Origin of the sequence: Streptomyces sp. NPDC007856, assembly GCF_042868225.1 — a bacterium.
Classification (GTDB): Bacteria; Actinomycetota; Actinomycetes; order Streptomycetales; family Streptomycetaceae; genus Streptomyces.
Map to the genome: position 1 here is coordinate 227053 of NZ_JBIAEC010000003.1, position 19486 is coordinate 246538.

Genomic DNA, 19486 nt, shown 5'->3' on the forward strand with positions numbered 1-19486 from the left:
GGAGCTTTCCGGGCCGGCGGAAGGAGCGGGCGCCGGACAACGGTAGGCCCGTCGGCACCGTCAGCCAATCTGGTTATCCACAGGCCATGTGGACGACGGCCCGGATGCTGTGGAGAACTCACCGAAACCTGTGCACGACCCGGTGGACAGCCCTGTGAACAAGCCCTCCCTCCCACGCACAAGATCGCCTTGACCTGCACCTTTACCGTCCACCGGCTGTGCAGAAGAAAAACTTCCCCAGTCGGGCCAAGTTCTCTTCGAACGGTGCGCGAAAGGACACACCCGGAGAGGAGAGGTAAGGGCCAGTCGCGCGTTGCATCTCTTACCTGTGGACGATTACATTAGCGCTCATGACACAGGCTCCCGCGATACCCCAGGCCACCCGACGACGGCACGACAGAGAGATCGTCGCGCTGGCCGTCCCGGCCTTCGGCGCACTCGTCGCCGAGCCTCTCTTCGTCATGGCGGACAGTGCCATCGTCGGCCACCTAGGGACCGCACAACTCGCCGGTCTCGGCGTCGCCTCGGCCCTGCTCACCACCGCGGTGAGCGTCTTCGTCTTTCTCGCCTACGCCACCACGGCCGCCGTGGCCCGGCGCGTCGGCGCCGGCGATCCGCAGGCCGCGATCCGCCAGGGCATGGACGGCATCTGGCTGGCGCTGCTGCTCGGCACCGCCGTCATCGCCGCCGTTCTTCCGCTGGCGCCCGGCATCGTGGACCTGTTCGGCGCCTCCTCGACCGCAGCCCCTTATGCCACGACGTATCTGCGTATCTCCTCGCTGGGCATCCCGGCGATGCTGATCGTCCTCGCCGCGACGGGAGTGCTCCGCGGGCTGCAGGACACCAGGACCCCGCTCTATGTCGCCGTCGCGGGCTTTGTCGCCAACGGTGCCCTCAATGCGGCACTCGTCTACGGCGCCGGGCTCGGCATCGCCGGTTCGGCGTGGGGCACGGTCATCGCCCAGTACGGCATGGCGGCCGTCTATCTGACCGTGGTCGTCCGCGGGGCCCGTCGGCACGGTGCTTCCCTGCGCCCGGACACCGCCGGAATCCGGGCCTCGGCTCAGGCAGGCGTTCCGCTCCTGGTCCGCACCCTGTCGCTCCGGGCGATCCTGGTGATCGCGACGGCGGTCGCGGCACATCTGGGCGACGCCGACATCGCCGCCCACCAGATCATCCTGTCCCTGTGGAGTCTGCTGGCCTTCGCCCTCGACGCGATAGCGATCGCGGGACAGGCCATCATCGGCCGCTATCTCGGTGCCAACGACGCCCAAGGAGCGCATGAGGCCTGCCGTCGCATGGTCCAGTGGGGCATCGCGACCGGAGTGGTCCTCGGTCTGCTCGTGGTGGCCACCCGTCCGCTGTTCCTGCCGCTGTTCACCAGTGACTCCGTGGTCAGGGATGCGGCGCTGCCCGCGCTGCTGATGGTGGCGCTCTCGCAACCCATCTGCGGGATGGTCTTCGTGCTGGACGGAGTCCTGATGGGGGCCGGCGACGGGCCCTACCTGGCCGGGGCCATGGTCGTCACCCTCGCGGTGTTCGCGCCGGTCGCCCTGCTCGTGCCCACCCTCGGCGGCGGTCTCACCGCGCTCTGGGCCGCGATGACCCTGATGATGACCATCCGGATGCTGACCCTCTGGCTGCGCACACGCTCGGGTCGCTGGATCGTCACCGGCGCCACCCGCTGAACGGATCGGCAGGCGTCACCGCTGAACGGATCGGCAGGGCTCCCTCGTCCCTGTTTCACGTGAAACATGCCGCGCCTGCGCGCAGCGCATCCCGGCACCGACGCGAAGAGGGGCCGCCCCGCAAGGGACAGCCCCTCTCTCAGCTGCTCAAGCCGAGCGCAGCGTTACGCCGCGACGACCTCGATGTTGACCTTGGCGGCAACCTCGGGGTGCAGACGCACGGACGTCTCGTGGGCGCCCAGGGTCTTGATCGGCGCGGACAGCTCGATGCGGCGCTTGTCGACCTCGGGGCCACCGGAAGCCTTGATCGCGGACGCGATGTCGGCCGGGGTGACGGAACCGAAGAGACGGCCGGCGTCGCCGGAGCGGACGGCCAGGCGGACCTTGACGCCCTCGAGCTGGGCCTTGACCTGGTTGGCCTGCTCGATGGTCTGGATCTCGTGGATCTTGCGAGCGCGACGGATCTGCTCGACGTCCTTCTCGCCACCCTTGGTCCAGCGGATAGCGAACTTCCGCGGGATCAGGTAGTTGCGAGCGTAACCGTCCTTGACGTCGACGACGTCGCCCGCGGCACCGAGGCCGGAGACCTCGTGGGTGAGGATGATCTTCATGAGTCGGTCACCCTTCCCTTAGCGCGCGGTGGACGTGTAGGGCAGCAGCGCCATCTCACGGCTGTTCTTGACGGCCGTGGCGACGTCACGCTGGTGCTGCGTGCAGTTGCCGGTCACGCGGCGGGCACGGATCTTGCCGCGGTCGGAAATGAACTTCCGCAGCATGTTCGTGTCCTTGTAGTCCACGTACGTGACCTTGTCCTTGCAGAAAGCGCAGACCTTTTTCTTCGGCTTGCGCACAGGCGGCTTCGCCATGGTGTTTCTCCTGTGTGATCAAGAAGTTTGGGTACGACCCGCCCTCGGCCGGACCGGTCCCTGAGGACCGGGAAGGACCTAGAAGGGGGGCTCGTCCGAGTAGCCGCCACCGCCGCCGGAGCCTCCGCCCCAGCCGCCGCCACCCTGCTGGCCGCCGGCGGGAGCGCCGGTCGCCCACGGGTCGTCGGCCGGAGCGCCGCCGCCCTGCTGGCCGCCACCGGGGCCTGAGCCCCAGCCGCCGCCACCCTGGCCGCCACCGCCACCGCCACCGAAACCACCCTGGGCTCCGCGACCGCCACCGGCGGTCTTGGTGACCTTGGCCGTGGCGTTGCGCAGGCTGGGGCCGACTTCCTCGACGTCCAGCTCGTAGACCGTGCGCTTGACGCCCTCACGGTCCTCGTAGGACCGCTGCTTCAGGCGGCCCTGCACGATGACGCGCATGCCTCGCTGGAGCGACTCGGCGACGTTCTCCGCCGCCTGACGCCAGACCGAGCAGGTCAGGAAGAGGCTCTCGCCGTCCTTCCACTCGTTCGTCTGGCGGTCGAAGGTGCGGGGAGTGGACGCGACGCGGAACTTCGCGACCGCCGCACCGGACGGGGTGAAGCGCAGCTCGGGGTCGTCGACAAGATTGCCGATGACCGTGATGACGGTCTCGCCTGCCATGGGGGAACCTCTCGGCGGGTTTGCTGCTGGCTGCTTGGTGCTGCTACTCGAATCCCGGGATCAGCTGAGCGCGAAGGCTCAGTGCATCTCGGGGCGGAGGACCTTGGTCCGGAGGACCGACTCGTTCAGGTTCATCTGGCGGTCGAGCTCCTTGACGACCGCAGGCTCGGCCTGCAGGTCGATGACCGAGTAGATGCCCTCGGGCTTCTTCTTGATCTCGTAGGCGAGACGACGACGGCCCCAGGTGTCGATCTTCTCTACCTTGCCGCCACCGTCACGGACGACGGACAGGAAGTTCTCGATCAGCGGGGAGACAGCACGCTCCTCGAGATCGGGGTCGAGGATGACCATCACCTCGTAGTGACGCATGTGGAACCCACCTCCTTTGGACTCAGCGGCCACGGTCGTTCCGTGGCAGGAGGGTCGTGATGCGTACGCAACGGTATCGGCCGCCACTGACAATCGGGGGCCTCTGAGGGATCCCGCAGTGTTACCTGGGCAGGCGTGGGCAGACACCGGTGCAGACGGTACAGACTACCCGCACACCCGCTTCCGGTTGAAATCCGGCCGTGAGGACCGTCACCCTGTACACGTCGGGTGTGTACGGCGCTACTGTGCGCCGCCTTCCGCAGGAGGTGCCCATGGCACAGGCTTTGCATCCCAACATCGCCGGTTCCCTCTTCGCCACGGACGGCAAGCGCCGTCCGCTCCAGGACGCACTGACGGGGGCCACGCTCGTCCTCGGCGTGCTGGCCTTCATCACGTCCTTCTTTCACGGCCTGCACCTGCTGTCCTCGTGGACGGGCCTGGTGGGGCTGGGCGTCGGCATCTACGGACAGTGGATCTCGGTGACCACGCGAGAGCGCTTCGGGCTGGTGGTCGGCATGGGCGCCGCGGGAGTCGGTTTCCTCATCAGCATGGCGAACGGCGGATTGTTCGGCGGCCTCTTCTAAGCCGTACGCCCAGTCGGGGCGCCCGGACGGCGCAGTAGGCTTCGGCGCGAGAGCCGGAGCCCCTGTACCCATGGGGACACACCAGCCCGAGGAGCGCCCCGACATGAGCCTGACCCTGAGGACCATCAGCCGCGAGCAACATCTGGCCTACATCCAGAGCCTGCCGGCGGCGAGCCACATGCAGGTCCCGGCCTGGGCCGATGTGAAGGCGGAGTGGCGCTCGGAGAACCTCGGCTGGTTCGACGACCGCACCGGCGAGCTGGTCGGTGTGGGCCTGGTCCTCTACCGCCAGCTGCCCAAGATCAAGCGCTACCTCGCCTATCTCCCCGAGGGCCCGGTCATCAACTGGTTCGCGCCGAATCTGGACGACTGGATCCAGCCGATGCTGGCGCACCTGAAGCAGCAGGGCGCCTTCTCCGTGAAGATGGGCCCGCCGGTGATCATCCGGCGCTGGAACGCCGAGACCATCAAGAAGGGCATCCAGGACCAGGACGTCAAGCGTCTGCGGGACCTGGAGGCCGACTTCATCGAGCCGCGCGCCTTCGAGGTGTCCGACAAGCTGCGCCGTATGGGCTGGCAGCAGGGCGAGGACGGCGGCGCCGGCTTCGGCGACGTGCAGCCGCGCTATGTCTTCCAGGTGCCGCTGGCGAACCGTTCCCTGGAAGAGGTCCACAAGAACCTCAACCAGCTGTGGCGGCGCAACATCAAGAAGGCCGAGAAGGCCGGCGTCGAGGTCGTCCAGGGCGGCTACCAGGACCTGGCCGAGTGGCAGCGGCTGTACGAGATCACCGCGGTGCGCGACCACTTCCGGCCGCGCCCGCTGTCGTACTTCCAGCGCATGTGGACGGCCCTCAACACCGAGGACCCGAACCGGATGCGGCTGTACTTCGCGCGGCACAACGGTGTGAACCTGTCCGCGGCGACGATGCTGATCGTCGGCGGACACGTCTGGTACTCCTACGGCGCCTCCGACAACATCGGCCGTGAGGTCCGGCCCTCGAACGCGATGCAGTGGCGAATGCTGCGCGACGCCTACGCGCTCGGCGCCACCGTCTACGACCTGCGCGGCATCTCCGACTCGCTGGACGAGACGGACCACCTCTTCGGTCTGATCCAGTTCAAGGTCGGCACCGGCGGTCAGGCCGCCGAGTACCTCGGCGAGTGGGACTTCCCGCTGAACAAGCTGCTCCACAAGGCGCTCGACATCTACATGTCGCGTCGCTGAGCCATGGGCGTTTGATTCCATAGGGTTCACAGCTTTCCCACCTCAGATACACCGCAGCCACGAGAAAGGTTCCGGGTCCGGCCATGGCGCTCACGCTCTACGTCGACACCGCGCGCTGGCGGGCGCACCACAAGCACGTGCAGGAGCAGTTCCCGGGAGTCGTCCCGGTCTGCAAGGGCAACGGCTACGGCTTCGGGCACGAACGGCTGGCGGAGGAGGCCACGCGGCTGGGCGCGGACCTGCTCGCCGTCGGCACGACCTACGAGGCCGCGCGTATCAAGGACTTCTTCGGCGGTGACCTGCTGGTGCTGACGCCGTACCGGCGCGGCGAGGAGCCCGTGCCGCTGCCCGACCGGGTGGTGCGCTCGGTGTCGTCCATCGACGGGGTGTACGGCCTTGTCGGCGCCCGTGTCGTCATCGAGGTGATGTCCTCGATGAAGCGGCACGGCATCAGCGAGCAGGATCTGCCGCAGTTGCACCAGGCCATAGAGAACGTCCGGCTGGAGGGCTTCGCCATCCATCTGCCGCTGGACCGCACCGACGGATCGGACGCCGTCGAGGAGGTCATCGGCTGGATGGACCGGCTGCGCGCGGCCCGGCTGCCGCTGCACACGATGTTCGTCAGCCACGTCAAGGCCGATGAACTAGTCCGGCTCCAGCAGCAGTTCCCGCAGACCCGGTTCCGCGCCCGCATCGGCACGCGGCTGTGGCTGGGGGACCACGAGGCCACCGAGTACCGCGGTGCCGTCCTGGACGTCACGCGCGTGTCCAAGGGCGACCGGTTCGGCTACCGGCAGCAGAAGGCGGCCTCCGACGGCTTCCTGGTGGTCGTGGCGGGCGGTACGTCGCACGGGGTGGGCCTGGAGGCCCCGAAGGCCCTGCACGGCGTCATGCCGCGCGCCAAGGGCGTCGCACGGGCCGGCCTCGCCACGGTCAACCGGAACCTTTCTCCGTTCGTCTGGGGCGGCAAGCAGCGCTGGTTCGCCGAGCCGCCGCACATGCAGGTGTCGATCCTGTTCGTCCCCTCGGACGCCCCGGAGCCGAAGGTCGGCGACGAGCTGGTGGCCCATCTGCGGCACACCACCACGCAGTTCGACCGGCTCGTGGACCACTGATCCCGGGCCGGGACAGCGACGAGGCCGTACACGCACCCCGCGTGTACGGCCTTCTCCATGGCCTTCCGGCAGTGCGTTCGCTCAGAGCGAACGGTCCTCGAGGGACGGCGACTCGGGCCTGCCCCAGTCCACCTGTGGCCCCTCGAAGTGGGCGGCGTGCCGCGGCGGATGGGCTGCCGCGCCGAGCACGAAGACGTCCTGCGCGCCGTCGAGCACCCCGCCCGAGGGGTCGTCGTCGCCCGACCGGCGCACCACGTCCCGCTCCGGCATGAGGATGTCCCGCACGACGACGGCGCACAGGTAGAGCGTGCCCACCAGGTGCAGCACGATCGACCAGTGATAGCCCTGCATCGGCAGCCCCTTGTGGGCGTCGCCGCTGGTCGTGTAGGCGAGGTACATCCAGATGCCGAGGAAGTACGCCACCTCGCACGCCTGCCAGATCAGGAGGTCCCGCCACTTGGGCCGGGCCAGGACCGCCAGCGGGACCAGCCACAGGACGTACTGCGGGGAGTAGACCTTGTTGGTGAGGATGAAGGCCGCCACCATCAGGAGGGCCAGCTGGGCGAAGCGCGGCCGGCGCGGCGCGGTGAAGGTCAGCGCGGCGATGCCGAGGAAGCACAGCACCACCAGAACCATGGCAGCGGCGTTCACGAAGCCGGTGCTGGGCGGGTTGGTGGAGTTCTGCGCCCAGATCAGCCAGAACGAGCCGAAGTCGATGCCCCGTTCCTGGCTGAACGTGTAGAACTTCGACCAGCCCTGAAAGGCGAAGAGCATCACCGGCGCGTTCACCACGAGCCAGGCGATGGCCGCACCGCCCACGGCCTGGGCGTACTCCCGCCACTTGCCGGCCCGCCAGCACAGCACGAGCAGCGGGCCCAGCAGGAACACGGGGTAGAGCTTCGCGGCCGTGGCGAGGCCCAGCAGGACACCGAAGGCGACGGGACGGCTCCGGGACCACATCAGCATCGCGGCGGCCGTGAGCGCCACCGCCAGCAGGTCCCAGTTGATGGTCGCGGTGAGCACGAAGGCGGGCGCCAGAGCGACCAGCAGGCCGTCCCAGGGGCGCCGCCGGTGGGTGCGGGCCACACAGACGGCGATGACGGCCGCGCACACCATCAGCATCCCGGCGTTGACGAACCAGTACCACTGCTCCTGCTGCTGGATGCTGCCGCTGTGCGGGGTCAGCCAGGACGCCACCTCCATGAACACACCGGTGAGCACCGGGTATTCGAGGTAGCCCATGCCGCCGGAGATGTCGTCCGGGAGTCTGTCGAAGTACGGCACGAGATGGTCGGCGAACCCGCGCCCCTGGTAGAGGTGCGGAATGTCCGAGTAGCAGGCCTTCGTGTACTGGCTGCTCGCGCCGAAGAACCAGGCGGTGTGGTAGCAGGGCGCCTTCTGGACCAGACCGAGGGCGAACATGCCGATCGCCACGAGCACGACGACCCGGACAGGGGTCCACCAGGAGGTCCCGAGGAGGGCGCGCTGCCCCAGGGGACCGCCGATCAGCTCGCTGCCGGCCCGGGCGATCTCGTCCTCATTGGTCGGCCGCACCGGTTCTGCCGTGGCGGGCAGCACGGGCTCGGGCTCGTGCCTGCTCGCGGGCGTCATCTCTGCACTGGGCATGGGGCACATCCTGCCGTACCTGTCTGAGAGCGGCGCGAAGCACAGCGAACTCTGCTCCAACGGCACCGGAAGACCAGACGCTCCCAGCGTACGCACAACGCAAGAGGCCGGTGTTCGCCGCGCGAAAGGCGCCGAACACCGGCCTGCAGCGTGGTCGGCCATCAGCCTCCCTGTCCGCCCAAGAAGCCTCCGTTGCCGTTGCCCCGGGTGTTGCCTCCGGTCCCGGTCGTGTCGGTAACGGTCGGCGTCGGCGTCGTGCCTCCGTCGGTGCCGCCGGTGTTCGTGCCTCCGCCGTTGTCACAGTTCCAGCCCCAGCCGTTGCACGACTGGCTCGGCGAGGGCGAAGGAGTGACGGACGACTGGCTGGGCGACGGGCTGGGCGACGGGCTCGGCGACGGGCTCTGGGTCGCCGACGGGGACGGCGTCGGGCTCGGCTCGGCGTTGATCACCGTACCGATGGGCTGCGGCGGCGGGAAGTCCTTCACCGGCTGGCCCTTCAGCGCCTCGGCCATGTAGTCGTGCCAGATCTCGGCCGGGAACGAAGCACCGTGGATCTTCTCCTGGCCACCCGTTCCGTACATCTCCAGGAAGGTCCGCGCTTTGTTGTTCGCGTTGTCGTCCAGGCGGAACATGGTGATCGAGGTGGACAGCTGCGGGGTGTAGCCCACGAACCAGGCGGACTTGTTGCCGTCCGTCGTACCGGTCTTACCGGCCACCTCACGACCCGGAAGCTGGGCGTTGGTACCCGTTCCCTTGTCGACCACGGACTTCAGGACGTCGGTGACGTTGTCCGCCACCAGCGGGGTGAAGGCTTCCTTGGGCGCTGCCTCGTGCTTGAAGACCTGCCCGTCCTTGTTCTCGACCTTTTCCACCGAGTACGGGTCGTTCTGCTGGCCGCTCGCGGCGAAGGTGGCGTAGGCGCCGGCCATGCGGATCGCGCTCGGGTCGGACGTACCGATCGAGAACGACGGGTAGTTGGCGCTGGCGAGACTGCCCTTGAGGAGACCCGCGTCCAGTGCCGTCTGCTCGACCTTGTCCAGGCCGACGTCCATGCCGAGCTGGACGTACGCGGAGTTGACCGAGAGCTGCATGGCCTCACGCAGGTCGATCTTGTAGCTGGGCGGATTGACGGACTCGTTGCCGTCGTTGGTCTGGAGCCACTCCTTGCCGTCCTTGTCCGTCCAGACCCTCCCGTTGTACTCCTTGATCTTGAGCTTGTTCTTTCCGCTGTACAGGCTCTTGGGGGAGACCTGGGTGCGCTCGTCCTGAGCCTGCTCGGGGCCCAGATTCGGGTTCCGCACGCCCCACTTCATGGCCGCCGCCAGCACGAACGGCTTGAAGGTCGAACCCACCTGGGCGCCGGTCGCGTCGGCGTTGTCGGTGAAGTGCTTGGTCGCGTCCTCACCGCCGTAGATGGCCTTGATGGCACCCGACGACGGGTCCACCGAGGCGCCGCCGAACTGGACGTGGGTGTCGGTCTTCGGTCGCAGCTTGGGCTTGATGTTCGCCTTCTGGACGTTCGTGACCGCGTCCTCCAGCGCCTTGACCTTCTTCTTGTCGAAGGTCGTGTAGATCCGGTAGCCGCCCTGCTGGAGCTTGTCCGCGGTGATCCCGGTCTTGTCGCTGTTGTTGACCAGGTAGGACTTGGCGAGGTCTACCAGATAGCCGATCTGGCCCCCCAGCTGGCCGTTCGACCGGGGGTTCTGAATCTTGGGGAGGGTCGTGTACTTGGCGCGCTCCGCAGGGCTCAGGTGGCCGTACTTGACCATCTTGTCCAAGGTGTCCTGCATCTGTGCCAGGGCCCGCCTGCTGTTGGCCTCCGGAGTCGCAGAGGGGTCGAGGGAGGTCGCGCCCGCCGGGTCGTAGTACGTCGCGCCCTTCACCATCGCCGCGAGGAAGGCGCACTCGCCCGGGTTCAGCTCCGTCCCGTCCTTGTTGAAGTACGCACGGGACGCGGCCTGGAGCCCGTAGGCCCCGCGGCCGAAGTACGTCGTGTTGAGATAACCCTCCATGATCTTTTGCTTGGGGACCTTGGCTCCCACCTTGATCGCGACGAAGATCTCCTTGAACTTCCGGGACAACGTCTGTGCCTGGTCGTTCAGCATCGCGTTCTTGACGTACTGCTGGGTGATGGTCGAGCCACCCTGTGTCTGACCGCCGCGGGCCATGTTCAGGAGGGCACGCGCGATACCGTTGGGGTCGATACCGCTGTCGGTCTCGAAGGTCTTGTTCTCCTGCGAGATGACGGCGTAGCGCATCTCTTTGGGGATGCTGGCGTAGCTCATGTTCTGGCGGTTGATCTCACCGCCGGTCGCGACCATCACCGAGCCGTCGGACCAGTAGAAGACGTTGTTCTGCGCCTTGGCGACCGCGGCCTCATTGGGAACGCTCACCATCGAGTACGCGATGCCCGCCACCGCCACCAGGCTGCCGACGAAGCCGATGAACAGCCCGGAGACGAGCTTCCAGGAGGGCACCCAGCGGCGCCAGCCGTACTTTCCGGCGCGGGGATAGTCGATCAGCCGCTTCCTGCCGGGAGCGGTCGATGCACGCCCTCTGCCACGCCCGGGACCGGTCGGGCCGCCGGGGCCGCCGCGCTGGCCACCCGGGCCCGCGTTGTCGGCGCCTCTGCGGCGGCTGCCTCTCTGCGCCGCCCGGCGGGCCTCGGCACGGCCGCCGTAGGAACGCTCCTCACCTCCCTGACCACCTGAACGCGACCCATAGGAACTGGGCCCATAGGAGTCGGCTGGAGACTCGGTGGCGCCTCGCGGTGCCGCACGGCGACCGGAGGACGAGCCGGACTGGCCGCGTCGGGCCGCGGCACGTCCGCCTCCCTGCGGCTGCGGCGGTTTGCGACGGTGCTCGCTCATCGAACGACTACTCCTCGGGCAGGCGCACCCGTGCGCGCCTGAAACGGCGGCTGGTTTCCGGTCCCCCCGAAGTACGGATGTGGTCGGTTCTGTATTCACCCGTACTGCACCGGGGACGAGGACGTTCCCCCGGCGTCACTTGGTTCCCGGTGCTGTGCATGCCGCACAGACTACGCACCGCCAAAACCCACCGAGCCCTGAAGTTCACCCCAAAACAGGAAACATGCATCGTATGAATCGGTGATGTGATCCCGTTCACCACCGTCCCTCTTGCTCGCCCGCGGAAGGCCGTTCTATCGTCATGATGTATCGAGTCGATACATCAGCGCGAGATAAAGACGCTGAGAGGCACTGCGAGACCCGCGTGAGCGATCAGCGGACCGAGAGGAGGCGACGATGAGCCGACGTTCCGGCATCCTCGAGTTCGCCGTGCTCGGCCTGCTGCGCGAGTCCCCGATGCACGGCTATGAGCTGCGCAAACGACTCAACACGTCCCTGGGTGTGTTCCGCGCATTCAGTTACGGAACCCTCTATCCCTGCCTCAAGACGCTGGTCGCCAACGGCTGGTTGATCGAGGAGCCGGGCAGCACCCACGAGGACGCCGCTCCGCTCGCCGGACGCCGAGCGAAGATCGTGTACCGATTGACGGCAGAAGGTAAGGAACACTTCGAGCAGCTGCTCTCGCAGACCGGCCCCGACGCGTACGAGGACGAGCATTTCGCCGCACGCTTCGCCTTCTTCGGGCAGACGTCGCGCGATGTGCGCATGCGCGTACTGGAGGGCCGGCGCAGCCGCCTGGAGGAGCGCCTGGAGAAGATGCGCGCCTCCCTGGCGCGCACGCGGGAGCGCCTCGACGACTACACACTCGAGCTCCAGCGCCACGGGATGGAGTCCGTGGAGCGCGAAGTGCGCTGGCTGAACGAGCTCATCGAGAGCGAGCGGGCCGGGCGGGACCTGAAGGGTTCCGCGTCCGGGGAGTCCGCTCAGCAGGACACCACCACTGGATCGACGGGCGGCCTGCCCCGTCCCGGGGACACCCCCCGGACGGATACGCCCGGAGACACCGCCACGTGAGTCCCACACAGGGACTCACTCGTACACACAGGGAGCAACCGGAATGGGTTCGGTTCGCGTAGCCGTCGTCGGCGTGGGCAACTGCGCGGCGTCGCTGGTGCAGGGAGTCGAGTACTACAAGGACGCCGACCCGGCGTCCAAGGTCCCCGGCCTGATGCACGTGCAGTTCGGTGACTACCACGTGCGCGACATCGAGTTCGTCGCCGCGTTCGACGTCGACGCCAAGAAGGTCGGCCTCGACCTCGCGGACGCGATCGGCGCCTCCGAGAACAACACCATCAAGATCTGCGACGTGCCCAGCACCGGTGTCACCGTGCAGCGCGGCCACACCCTCGACGGTCTCGGCAAGTACTACCGCCAGACCATCGAGGAGTCGGACGCCGAGCCCGTCGACGTCGTCCAGGTCCTGAAGGACAAGCAGGTCGACGTCCTGGTCTGCTACCTGCCGGTCGGCTCCGAGGACGCGGCGAAGTTCTACGCCCAGTGCGCCATCGACGCCAAGGTCGCCTTCGTCAACGCCCTCCCGGTCTTCATCGCCGGCACCAAGGAGTGGGCGGACAAGTTCACCGAGGCCGGTGTGCCGATCGTCGGTGACGACATCAAGTCCCAGGTCGGCGCCACCATCACGCATCGCGTCATGGCGAAGCTGTTCGAGGACCGCGGTGTCATCCTGGACCGCACGATGCAGCTGAACGTCGGCGGCAACATGGACTTCAAGAACATGCTCGAGCGCGAGCGCCTGGAGTCCAAGAAGATCTCCAAGACGCAGGCCGTCACCTCCCAGATCCCCGACCGGGACCTCGGCGAGAAGAACGTCCACATCGGCCCGTCCGACTACGTGGCCTGGCTGGACGACCGCAAGTGGGCCTACGTCCGCCTCGAGGGCCGTGCCTTCGGTGACGTCCCGCTGAACCTGGAGTACAAGCTCGAGGTCTGGGACTCCCCGAACTCCGCGGGTGTCATCATCGACGCCCTGCGCGCCGCGAAGATCGCCAAGGACCGCGGCATCGGCGGCCCGATCCTGTCGGCGTCCTCCTACTTCATGAAGTCCCCGCCGGTCCAGTACTTCGACGACGAGGCCCGCGAGAACGTCGAGAAGTTCATCCGCGGCGACGTCGAGCGCTAGCTCGACCAGGCGCGGTGGGCCGGCTCGACCAGGTACGGCGCGCCGCGTCGCCCGAGGCGATCGCTCGCCCGAGAACGCTCCTGCCAGGGCGGTGAAGGTCCCCGGGTTCCCTGACCCGGGGACCTTCCGCATGTGTGAGGCTGTGCCCCATGCCCGTCGTCCGTGACCTGCGCGTCCTGTTGCGCCTGCGGTACTTCCGACGCCTGCTCTCCATCCGCCTCCTGTCCCAGGGCGCCGACGGCGTCTACCAGGTCGCGCTCGCCGCATACGTCGTCTTCTCCCCGGAGAAGCAGACCTCGGCCACCGCCGTCGCCTCGGCGATGGCGGTCCTGCTGCTCCCCTATTCACTGGTCGGCCCGTTCGCGGGTGTCCTGCTGGACCGCTGGCGCCGCCGGCAGGTCTTCGTCCACGGCAATCTGCTGCGCGCCCTGCTGGCCGCTGTCACCGCCGTGCTGATGGTCAGCCAGGCCCCGGACTGGCTCTTCTACGTCTCGGCGCTGTGCGTCACGGCCGTCAACCGCTTCATCCTCGCCGGCCTGTCCGCGTCTCTGCCCCGGGTGGTGGACGCCGAGCGTTTGGTGCTCGCCAACTCCTTGTCCCCGACGGCCGGAACACTCGCCGCGACCGCGGGCGGCGGTCTCGCCTTCGCCGTACGGCTCGTGGCGTCCGACTCCGACGCGGCCGTGGTACTCCTCGGCGCCTTCCTCTATCTGTGCGCCGGTCTGACATCCCTGACCATGCCTCCCACGCTCCTCGGTCCCGACCGGCAGCCGACACGGCCGCACATGGCCACCGCCCTCACCGAGACGGCGCGCGAGCTCAGGGCGGCCGTGCGTCATCTGGCCGCGCCGCGACGCAGGGAAGCCGCATGGGCGCTGACCTCGATGACGCTGATGCGCTTCTGTTACGGCGCGCTCCTCGTTCTGCTGCTGATGCTGTGCCGGTACGCCCTCTCCACGAGCCCCGAGGGCGGGCTCCGGCTGCTCGGGCTCGCGCTGGCCCTGTCGGGTGCGGGATTCTTCGCGGCGGCCGCGGTGACGCCGTGGGCGGCAGGACGACTCGGGCCCGGGCGCTGGATCGTGGTGTGCTCCGGCGCCGCCACCGTGCTGGAGCCGGCTCTCGGCCTCCCGTTCGCCACCGGACCCCTCCTGGTCGCGGCCTTCGTCCTGGGGCTGATCACCCAGGGCGCGAAGATCTCCACGGACACGATCGTCCAGGCCGCCGTCGACGACGGCTTCCGCGGCCGGATCTTCTCCGTGTACGACGTCCTGTTCAACGTGGCCTTCGTCGGAGCGGCCGGCGTGGCGGCCCTGATGCTGCCCCCGGACGGACGCTCGGCAACGCTGGTCATCACAGTCGCCGTCATCTACGGGGCAGTTGCTAGGGCTATGGCCCGCTTTGAACACCGGTGAGGGTCACGTCAAAGCCACAGAGTCCCCCTCGGTCACAGAAGTGTCAGTGGAGCCCGGTAACTTACGTGCGTCTTACGCGCCGCTTATGTGCGCTGCTCACCAACTCTCCTAGGGGGACACCCAAGTGACGACTCCGCCGCCCCAGGGCCAGAACCCATTCGCACAGGGCCAGCAGGCGTACGGCCAGCCCCAGGCTCCGTACCCTCCACAGGGCGGCTACCCGCAGCAGCCGGGCCAGCCTGGCTTCCCCCAGCAGGGGGCGGCACCGTACGCGCCGGTGCCGCCTCAGCGGCCGAAGCGCAACGTCAAACTGTACGTGCGTATAGCCATCATCGTCGTCGGCCTTATCGCGGCGGCCGGCGGCTACCTCAACAGCCACAACGACGACACCCAGAAGCTGGCTGTCGGCGACTGCCTGACGAACAAGGGGACCGACAGCGACCCGAAGATCGAGCAGCTGGACTGCAGCGACTCGAAGGCGGACTACAAGGTGCTCAAGAAGGACGGCAGCACTAGTCTTGCTCAGCTCGCCTGCCAGTCGGTCCAGGGGACGACCGCTGCCATCGAGTGGAAAGAAGGCGGCGACTCGTTCGTCCTCTGCCTGGGAGACAACAAGTAGCGCGTGAACGTGCGAAGGGGCGATGTTTCACGTGAAACATCGCCCCTTCGTTGTGCTCGGCCTGGCCGGTGTTTCACGTGAAACATTGCCGAGCCCGGCCAAGCAGAGATCAGTTCTGCTCGGCCCACCAGTCCTTGAGAGCCGCCACCGCCGCGTCGTACTCCATCGGACCGTTCTCCAGACGCAGCTCCAGCATGTGCTTGTACGCCTTGCCGACGACAGGACCCGGGCCGACCCCCAGGATCTCCATGATCTGGTTGCCGTCGAGGTCCGGGCGGATCGCGTCCAGCTCCTCCTGCTCCTGCAGCTGGGCGATGCGCTCCTCCAGGCCGTCGTAGGCCCGGGACAGCGCGGCCGCCTTGCGCTTGTTGCGGGTGGTGCAGTCCGACCGGGTCAGCTTGTGCAGGCGGTCCAGCAGCGGGCCCGCGTCACGGACATAGCGGCGCACCGCCGAGTCCGTCCACTCCCCGGTGCCGTAGCCGTGGAAGCGCAGGTGAAGTTCGACCAGCCGTGAGACGTCCTTCACCAGCTCGTTGGAGTACTTCAAGGCCGTCATGCGCTTCTTGGTCATCTTGGCGCCGACCACCTCGTGGTGGTGGAACGAGACCCGGCCGTCCTTCTCGAAGCGGCGCGTGCGCGGCTTGCCGATGTCGTGCAGCAGCGCGGCCAGCCGCAGCGTGAGGTCGGGACCCTCCTGCTCCAGCGCGATCGCCTGCTCCAGGACGATCAGCGTGTGGTCGTAGACATCCTTGTGCCGGTGGTGCTCGTCCCGCTCCAGGCGTAGCGCCGGCAGCTCGGGCAGCACATGATCGGCGAGCCCGGTCTCGACGAGCAGGCCCAGGCCCTTGCGCGGGTGCGCGGACAGGATCAGCTTGTTCAGCTCGTCCCGGACCCGCTCGGCCGACACGATCTCGATACGGCCGGCCATGTCCGTCATCGCGGTCACGACCTCGGGGGCGACCGCGAAGTCCAGCTGGGCGGCGAACCGGGCGGCACGCATCATCCGCAACGGATCGTCCGAGAACGACTCCTCGGGCGTGCCCGGCGTCCGCAGCACGCGCGCCGCGAGATCCTCCAGGCCTCCGTACGGGTCGATGAACTCCTTCTCCGGCAGCGCGACGGCCATCGCGTTGACCGTGAAGTCCCGGCGGACCAGATCCTCCTCGATGGAGTCGCCATACGACACCTCGGGCTTGCGTGAGGTGCGGTCGTAGGCCTCCGACCGGTAAGTGGTGATCTCGATCTGAAACTGCCAGTCCGTGTCCCCGACACGGGCGGCTTTCTGCGCGCCGACGGTGCCGAAGGCGATGCCGACCTCCCAGACGGCATCCGCCCAGGGACGGACGATCTTCAGTACGTCCTCGGGGCGGGCGTCGGTCGTGAAGTCCAGGTCGTTGCCGAGCCGGCCGAGCAGCGCGTCGCGTACCGATCCGCCGACCAGGGCGAGGGAGAACCCGGCTTCCTGGAATCGGCGGGCGAGATCGTCGGCGACGGGGGCCACCCGCAGCAGCTCGGCGACCGCGCGCTGCTGCGCCTGGCTCAGGGCAGAGGGAGTGTCTTCGTTGGGGTTCGGCACAACAGAACAGGGTACGTGCCCCGGCGACCAGGGGCGCCTCCATTTGGCCGAGGTGCGGCCGGCCGGCAGGCACCGCGGACAGCTCCCTGCATACCGTCGCAAGCCCTGCTCTCACGGCGTACGGAAGCTCTCCGCTCGATACTGGATATAGAGGACGGGACGCCGCTGTTCTTCGATCTTGTGACGTAGACCGCGGCACTTCACCTCAGCGCGCATCGTTACCATGCGTGGACGCACATTCCGACGACCACTGACGACGAGGGACGGGCGAGCGCGTGGCCGAGGCGGCTGAATTCCAGAGGACCAGTGCCTCATCTGCCCGCCGGTGGCTGCGACGCACCGGCGCGCTGCTCGCTGGTGCGCCGCTGCTGGCCGGGCTGCTCCAGCTGCCCGCGGCGGCGCCCGCCCAGGCCGCCTCCTCGGACAGGGTGTCCGTCTCCCTGGACTCACTGACCCCCAGCGCCCCCACGGACGGGGACACGGTGACCGTGACGGGCACCGTGACCAACAACGGCAAGCAGAGCGTCACCGGCGCCCATGTGGGCCTGCGGGTGGGCCCCATGCTGGACACCCGCTCGGGGATCGACTCCGTCGCCCAGCACTCCGACGACCTGACGGGCGGAACCGGCTCCGAGGTCGGCGGCAAGTACGTGGAGAAGTTCGCCAAGCTGTCCCCGGGCGTCGCGGAGCAGTTCAGCATCTCCGTCCCCGTGGACAAGCTCGACCTCGGCAACGACGGCGTCTACGAGTTCGATGTCACCCTCTCCGGCCAGACCGCCGCCCAGCCCTGGGACCAGGTGCTCGGCATCCAGCGCACGTTCCTGCCGTGGCAGCCGTCCGAGGCCGACACCAAGACCAAGACGACGTACCTGTGGCCACTGATCTCCACGGTCCACATGACGGCCAAGACCGGCGCCGGCGAGCTTCAGACGCCGGTGTTCCGCAACGACAACCTGGCCAAGGAACTCGCGCCGGGCGGCCGGCTGGCGCAGATGGTGGACCTGGGCAAGGACCTGGACGTCACCTGGGTGATCGACCCGGACCTGCTGGCCTCGGTGGACGCGATGGCGACCGGCAACTACCGGCTGCCGGGCAGCGGGGGCACCACCACACCCGGCCCGAAGGACCACCAGGCGCTCGCCAAGCAGTGGCTGGCGAACCTGCAGGACGCGGTGGCCGGCAAGGAGGTCGTCGCGCTGCCCTTCGCCGACCCGGACCTGGCGTCCCTGGCTCACAACGGCACCAGCGTCACCGGCTCCCTCAGCCACCTCAAGGACGCCACCGACGTGGCCGCCACCACCGTCAAGACCGTGCTCCACGTCACACCGACCACCGACTTCGCCTGGCCGGTGGAGGGCGCCGTGGATCCGGCGATCATGAAGGTCGCGACCTCCGCCGGGGCCGACCACGTGATCGCCCGCAGCGACAGCCTCCAGGAGACCGCCGGGCTGCCGTACACGCCCTCGGCCGCCCGACCGGTCGGCGGAGGCATCACAGCGGTGGTCTCCGACGCCCGGCTGTCCACGGCCTTCGAGGGCGATCTGACGAAGGCGGATTCGGCCACGCTCGCCGTGCAGGAGTTCCTGGCGCAGAGCCTCGAGGTGAACGCGCAGACGGACAAGCAGCGCAGCCTCGTGATCGCCCCGCAGCGCATGCCCACCGCGAGCCAGGCCCAGGCGATGGCGGCGGCGCTGAAGGCGCTCGAGGGCGGGAACTGGTCTCAGTCCCAGGACCTCTCCGCGGCGGCCAAGGACAAGCCGGACCCGAACGCCACCACGCACATCCCTTCGGCATCCGCCTACCCCTCCTCGCTGCGCTCGCAGGAACTGCCGCGGACGGCCTTCGAGCAGATCGCGCGCACCCAGGACAAGCTCGACAGCTTCCAGGTGATCCTCTCCGACCAGTCCCGCGTCGTCACCCCGTTCGGGCGGGCCATAAACCGTGAGATGTCCACGTCGTGGAACGGCGGCAGCTGGCACGCGCAGAACTACCGAGACGGCGTGGAAGGCTGGCTCGACGAGCTGGCCGACCAGGTCAAGCTGATCGACAAGTCGGAGACCAAGCTCTCCGGACGCAGCGCCACCATCCCGGTGACCGTCCAGAACAACCTCGTCCAGCCGGTCGGCCATCTGATTCTGCGCCTCACCTCGACCATGCCGACCCGTCTGAAGATCGGCGGCAAGGCCTACTCCGAGCAGCCGGTGGAGATCTCCGGCGGGCACAGCCAGTCCGTGAAGTTCACCACGTCGGCCAACGCCAACGGCCGGGTCACGGTGATCGCCCAGCTGTACACCGAGGACGGCCAGAAGTACGGTGACGCCGTCAGCTTCGATGTGAAGGTCACCGAGATCACGCCCACGGTGATGCTGGTCATCGGCGGCGGTGTGCTTCTCCTCGTCCTCGCCGGATTCCGGATGTACACCCAGCGCAAGCGCGCATCCGCCCGCCAGGCGGAGGAGGACGGCCCCGACGCGGAAGCGCAGGACGCCGACGAGCCCGGGAACCCCGAGGCCCCCGCGGACCGTCTCCCGGAGGACCCGGAGGATTCGGTCTCTCGGGCCGGGGCAGACGACCGGAAGCACCCGAGTGACCCTGCGCCGGACACCGCACCGGAAAGCCCCGACCCGTCCGGGACGGGTGAGAGAGTGGACCGTTGAGCGATGTCGTGGCCGG

General features: G+C 68.2%; 16 protein-coding genes. 9 read left to right on the forward strand and 7 right to left on the reverse strand.

What is annotated here, in order from left to right; all coding sequences use genetic code 11:
- Window positions 1–350: 350 nt before the first annotated feature.
- A complete protein-coding gene (locus tag ACFYOH_RS09110) occupies window positions 351–1688 on the forward strand; it encodes an MATE family efflux transporter (RefSeq protein WP_388622736.1) in 1338 nt (445 codons plus the stop codon).
- A 164-nt stretch (window positions 1689–1852) separates the two neighbouring features.
- On the opposite strand, the gene rplI is transcribed toward ACFYOH_RS09110, so the two are convergent.
- The 4 genes from rplI to rpsF all read right to left on the reverse strand — a co-directional run bounded on the left by rplI (window position 1853) and on the right by rpsF (window position 3586).
- Entirely contained in the window at window positions 1853–2299 is a 447-nt protein-coding gene (rplI, locus tag ACFYOH_RS09115) for a 50S ribosomal protein L9 (protein WP_189984877.1), read from the reverse strand.
- Between the two features lie 18 nt (window positions 2300–2317).
- On the reverse strand, window positions 2318–2554 hold the full coding sequence (gene rpsR, locus ACFYOH_RS09120) for a 30S ribosomal protein S18 (protein WP_003949403.1): 237 nt from the start codon (window positions 2552–2554) through the stop codon (window positions 2318–2320).
- A gap of 78 nt (window positions 2555–2632) precedes the next feature.
- The gene (locus ACFYOH_RS09125; protein WP_388622740.1) at window positions 2633–3217 is read right to left on the reverse strand and encodes a single-stranded DNA-binding protein; all 585 of its coding nucleotides are present in this window, start codon (window positions 3215–3217) and stop codon (window positions 2633–2635) included.
- A 78-nt stretch (window positions 3218–3295) separates the two neighbouring features.
- Window positions 3296–3586, reverse strand: a complete 291-nt coding sequence (rpsF, locus tag ACFYOH_RS09130; RefSeq protein WP_351601015.1) for a 30S ribosomal protein S6 — start codon at window positions 3584–3586, stop codon at window positions 3296–3298.
- 272 nt (window positions 3587–3858) lie between these two features.
- Between rpsF and ACFYOH_RS09135 the strand changes: the two genes are divergently transcribed.
- From ACFYOH_RS09135 to ACFYOH_RS09145, 3 genes are all read left to right on the forward strand, one after another.
- Window positions 3859–4170, forward strand: a complete 312-nt coding sequence (locus tag ACFYOH_RS09135) for a hypothetical protein (protein ID WP_388622743.1) — start codon at window positions 3859–3861, stop codon at window positions 4168–4170.
- Window positions 4171–4273: 103 nt separating this feature from the next.
- Complete coding sequence (femX, locus tag ACFYOH_RS09140; RefSeq protein ID WP_388622746.1) at window positions 4274–5395, forward strand: peptidoglycan bridge formation glycyltransferase FemX; 1122 nt, start codon at window positions 4274–4276, stop codon at window positions 5393–5395.
- 83 nt (window positions 5396–5478) lie between these two features.
- Window positions 5479–6510, forward strand: a complete 1032-nt coding sequence (locus tag ACFYOH_RS09145; protein WP_388622749.1) for an alanine racemase — start codon at window positions 5479–5481, stop codon at window positions 6508–6510.
- 81 nt (window positions 6511–6591) lie between these two features.
- Here the strand turns inward: ACFYOH_RS09145 and ACFYOH_RS09150 are convergent, their stop codons facing one another.
- Window positions 6592–8136 (reverse strand): glycosyltransferase family 87 protein, encoded by a 1545-nt coding sequence (locus ACFYOH_RS09150; RefSeq protein WP_388622751.1) that lies wholly within the window; start codon window positions 8134–8136, stop codon window positions 6592–6594.
- Window positions 8137–8297: 161 nt separating this feature from the next.
- Window positions 8298–11006 carry a transglycosylase domain-containing protein gene (locus ACFYOH_RS09155; RefSeq protein WP_388622754.1) on the reverse strand — a complete coding sequence of 903 codons (2709 nt, stop codon included), beginning with the start codon at window positions 11004–11006 and terminating at the stop codon, window positions 8298–8300.
- A 396-nt stretch (window positions 11007–11402) separates the two neighbouring features.
- Here ACFYOH_RS09155 and ACFYOH_RS09160 point away from each other — a divergent pair, with 396 nt between their 5' ends.
- From ACFYOH_RS09160 to ACFYOH_RS09175, 4 genes are all read left to right on the forward strand, one after another.
- A complete protein-coding gene (locus ACFYOH_RS09160) occupies window positions 11403–12080 on the forward strand; it encodes a helix-turn-helix transcriptional regulator (protein WP_388622756.1) in 678 nt (225 codons plus the stop codon).
- 43 nt (window positions 12081–12123) lie between these two features.
- Entirely contained in the window at window positions 12124–13206 is a 1083-nt protein-coding gene (locus ACFYOH_RS09165; protein WP_388622759.1) for an inositol-3-phosphate synthase, read from the forward strand.
- A gap of 149 nt (window positions 13207–13355) precedes the next feature.
- On the forward strand, window positions 13356–14618 hold the full coding sequence (locus ACFYOH_RS09170; protein WP_388622762.1) for an MFS transporter: 1263 nt from the start codon (window positions 13356–13358) through the stop codon (window positions 14616–14618).
- 124 nt (window positions 14619–14742) lie between these two features.
- Window positions 14743–15237, forward strand: a complete 495-nt coding sequence (locus tag ACFYOH_RS09175) for a hypothetical protein (RefSeq protein ID WP_388622765.1) — start codon at window positions 14743–14745, stop codon at window positions 15235–15237.
- 109 nt (window positions 15238–15346) lie between these two features.
- Here the strand turns inward: ACFYOH_RS09175 and ACFYOH_RS09180 are convergent, their stop codons facing one another.
- Complete coding sequence (locus ACFYOH_RS09180) at window positions 15347–16813, reverse strand: CCA tRNA nucleotidyltransferase (protein WP_388622768.1); 1467 nt, start codon at window positions 16811–16813, stop codon at window positions 15347–15349.
- Window positions 16814–17088: 275 nt separating this feature from the next.
- Here ACFYOH_RS09180 and ACFYOH_RS09185 point away from each other — a divergent pair, with 275 nt between their 5' ends.
- Window positions 17089–19470 carry a DUF6049 family protein gene (locus tag ACFYOH_RS09185; RefSeq protein ID WP_388622771.1) on the forward strand — a complete coding sequence of 794 codons (2382 nt, stop codon included), beginning with the start codon at window positions 17089–17091 and terminating at the stop codon, window positions 19468–19470.
- Window positions 19471–19486: the final 16 nt, after the last annotated feature.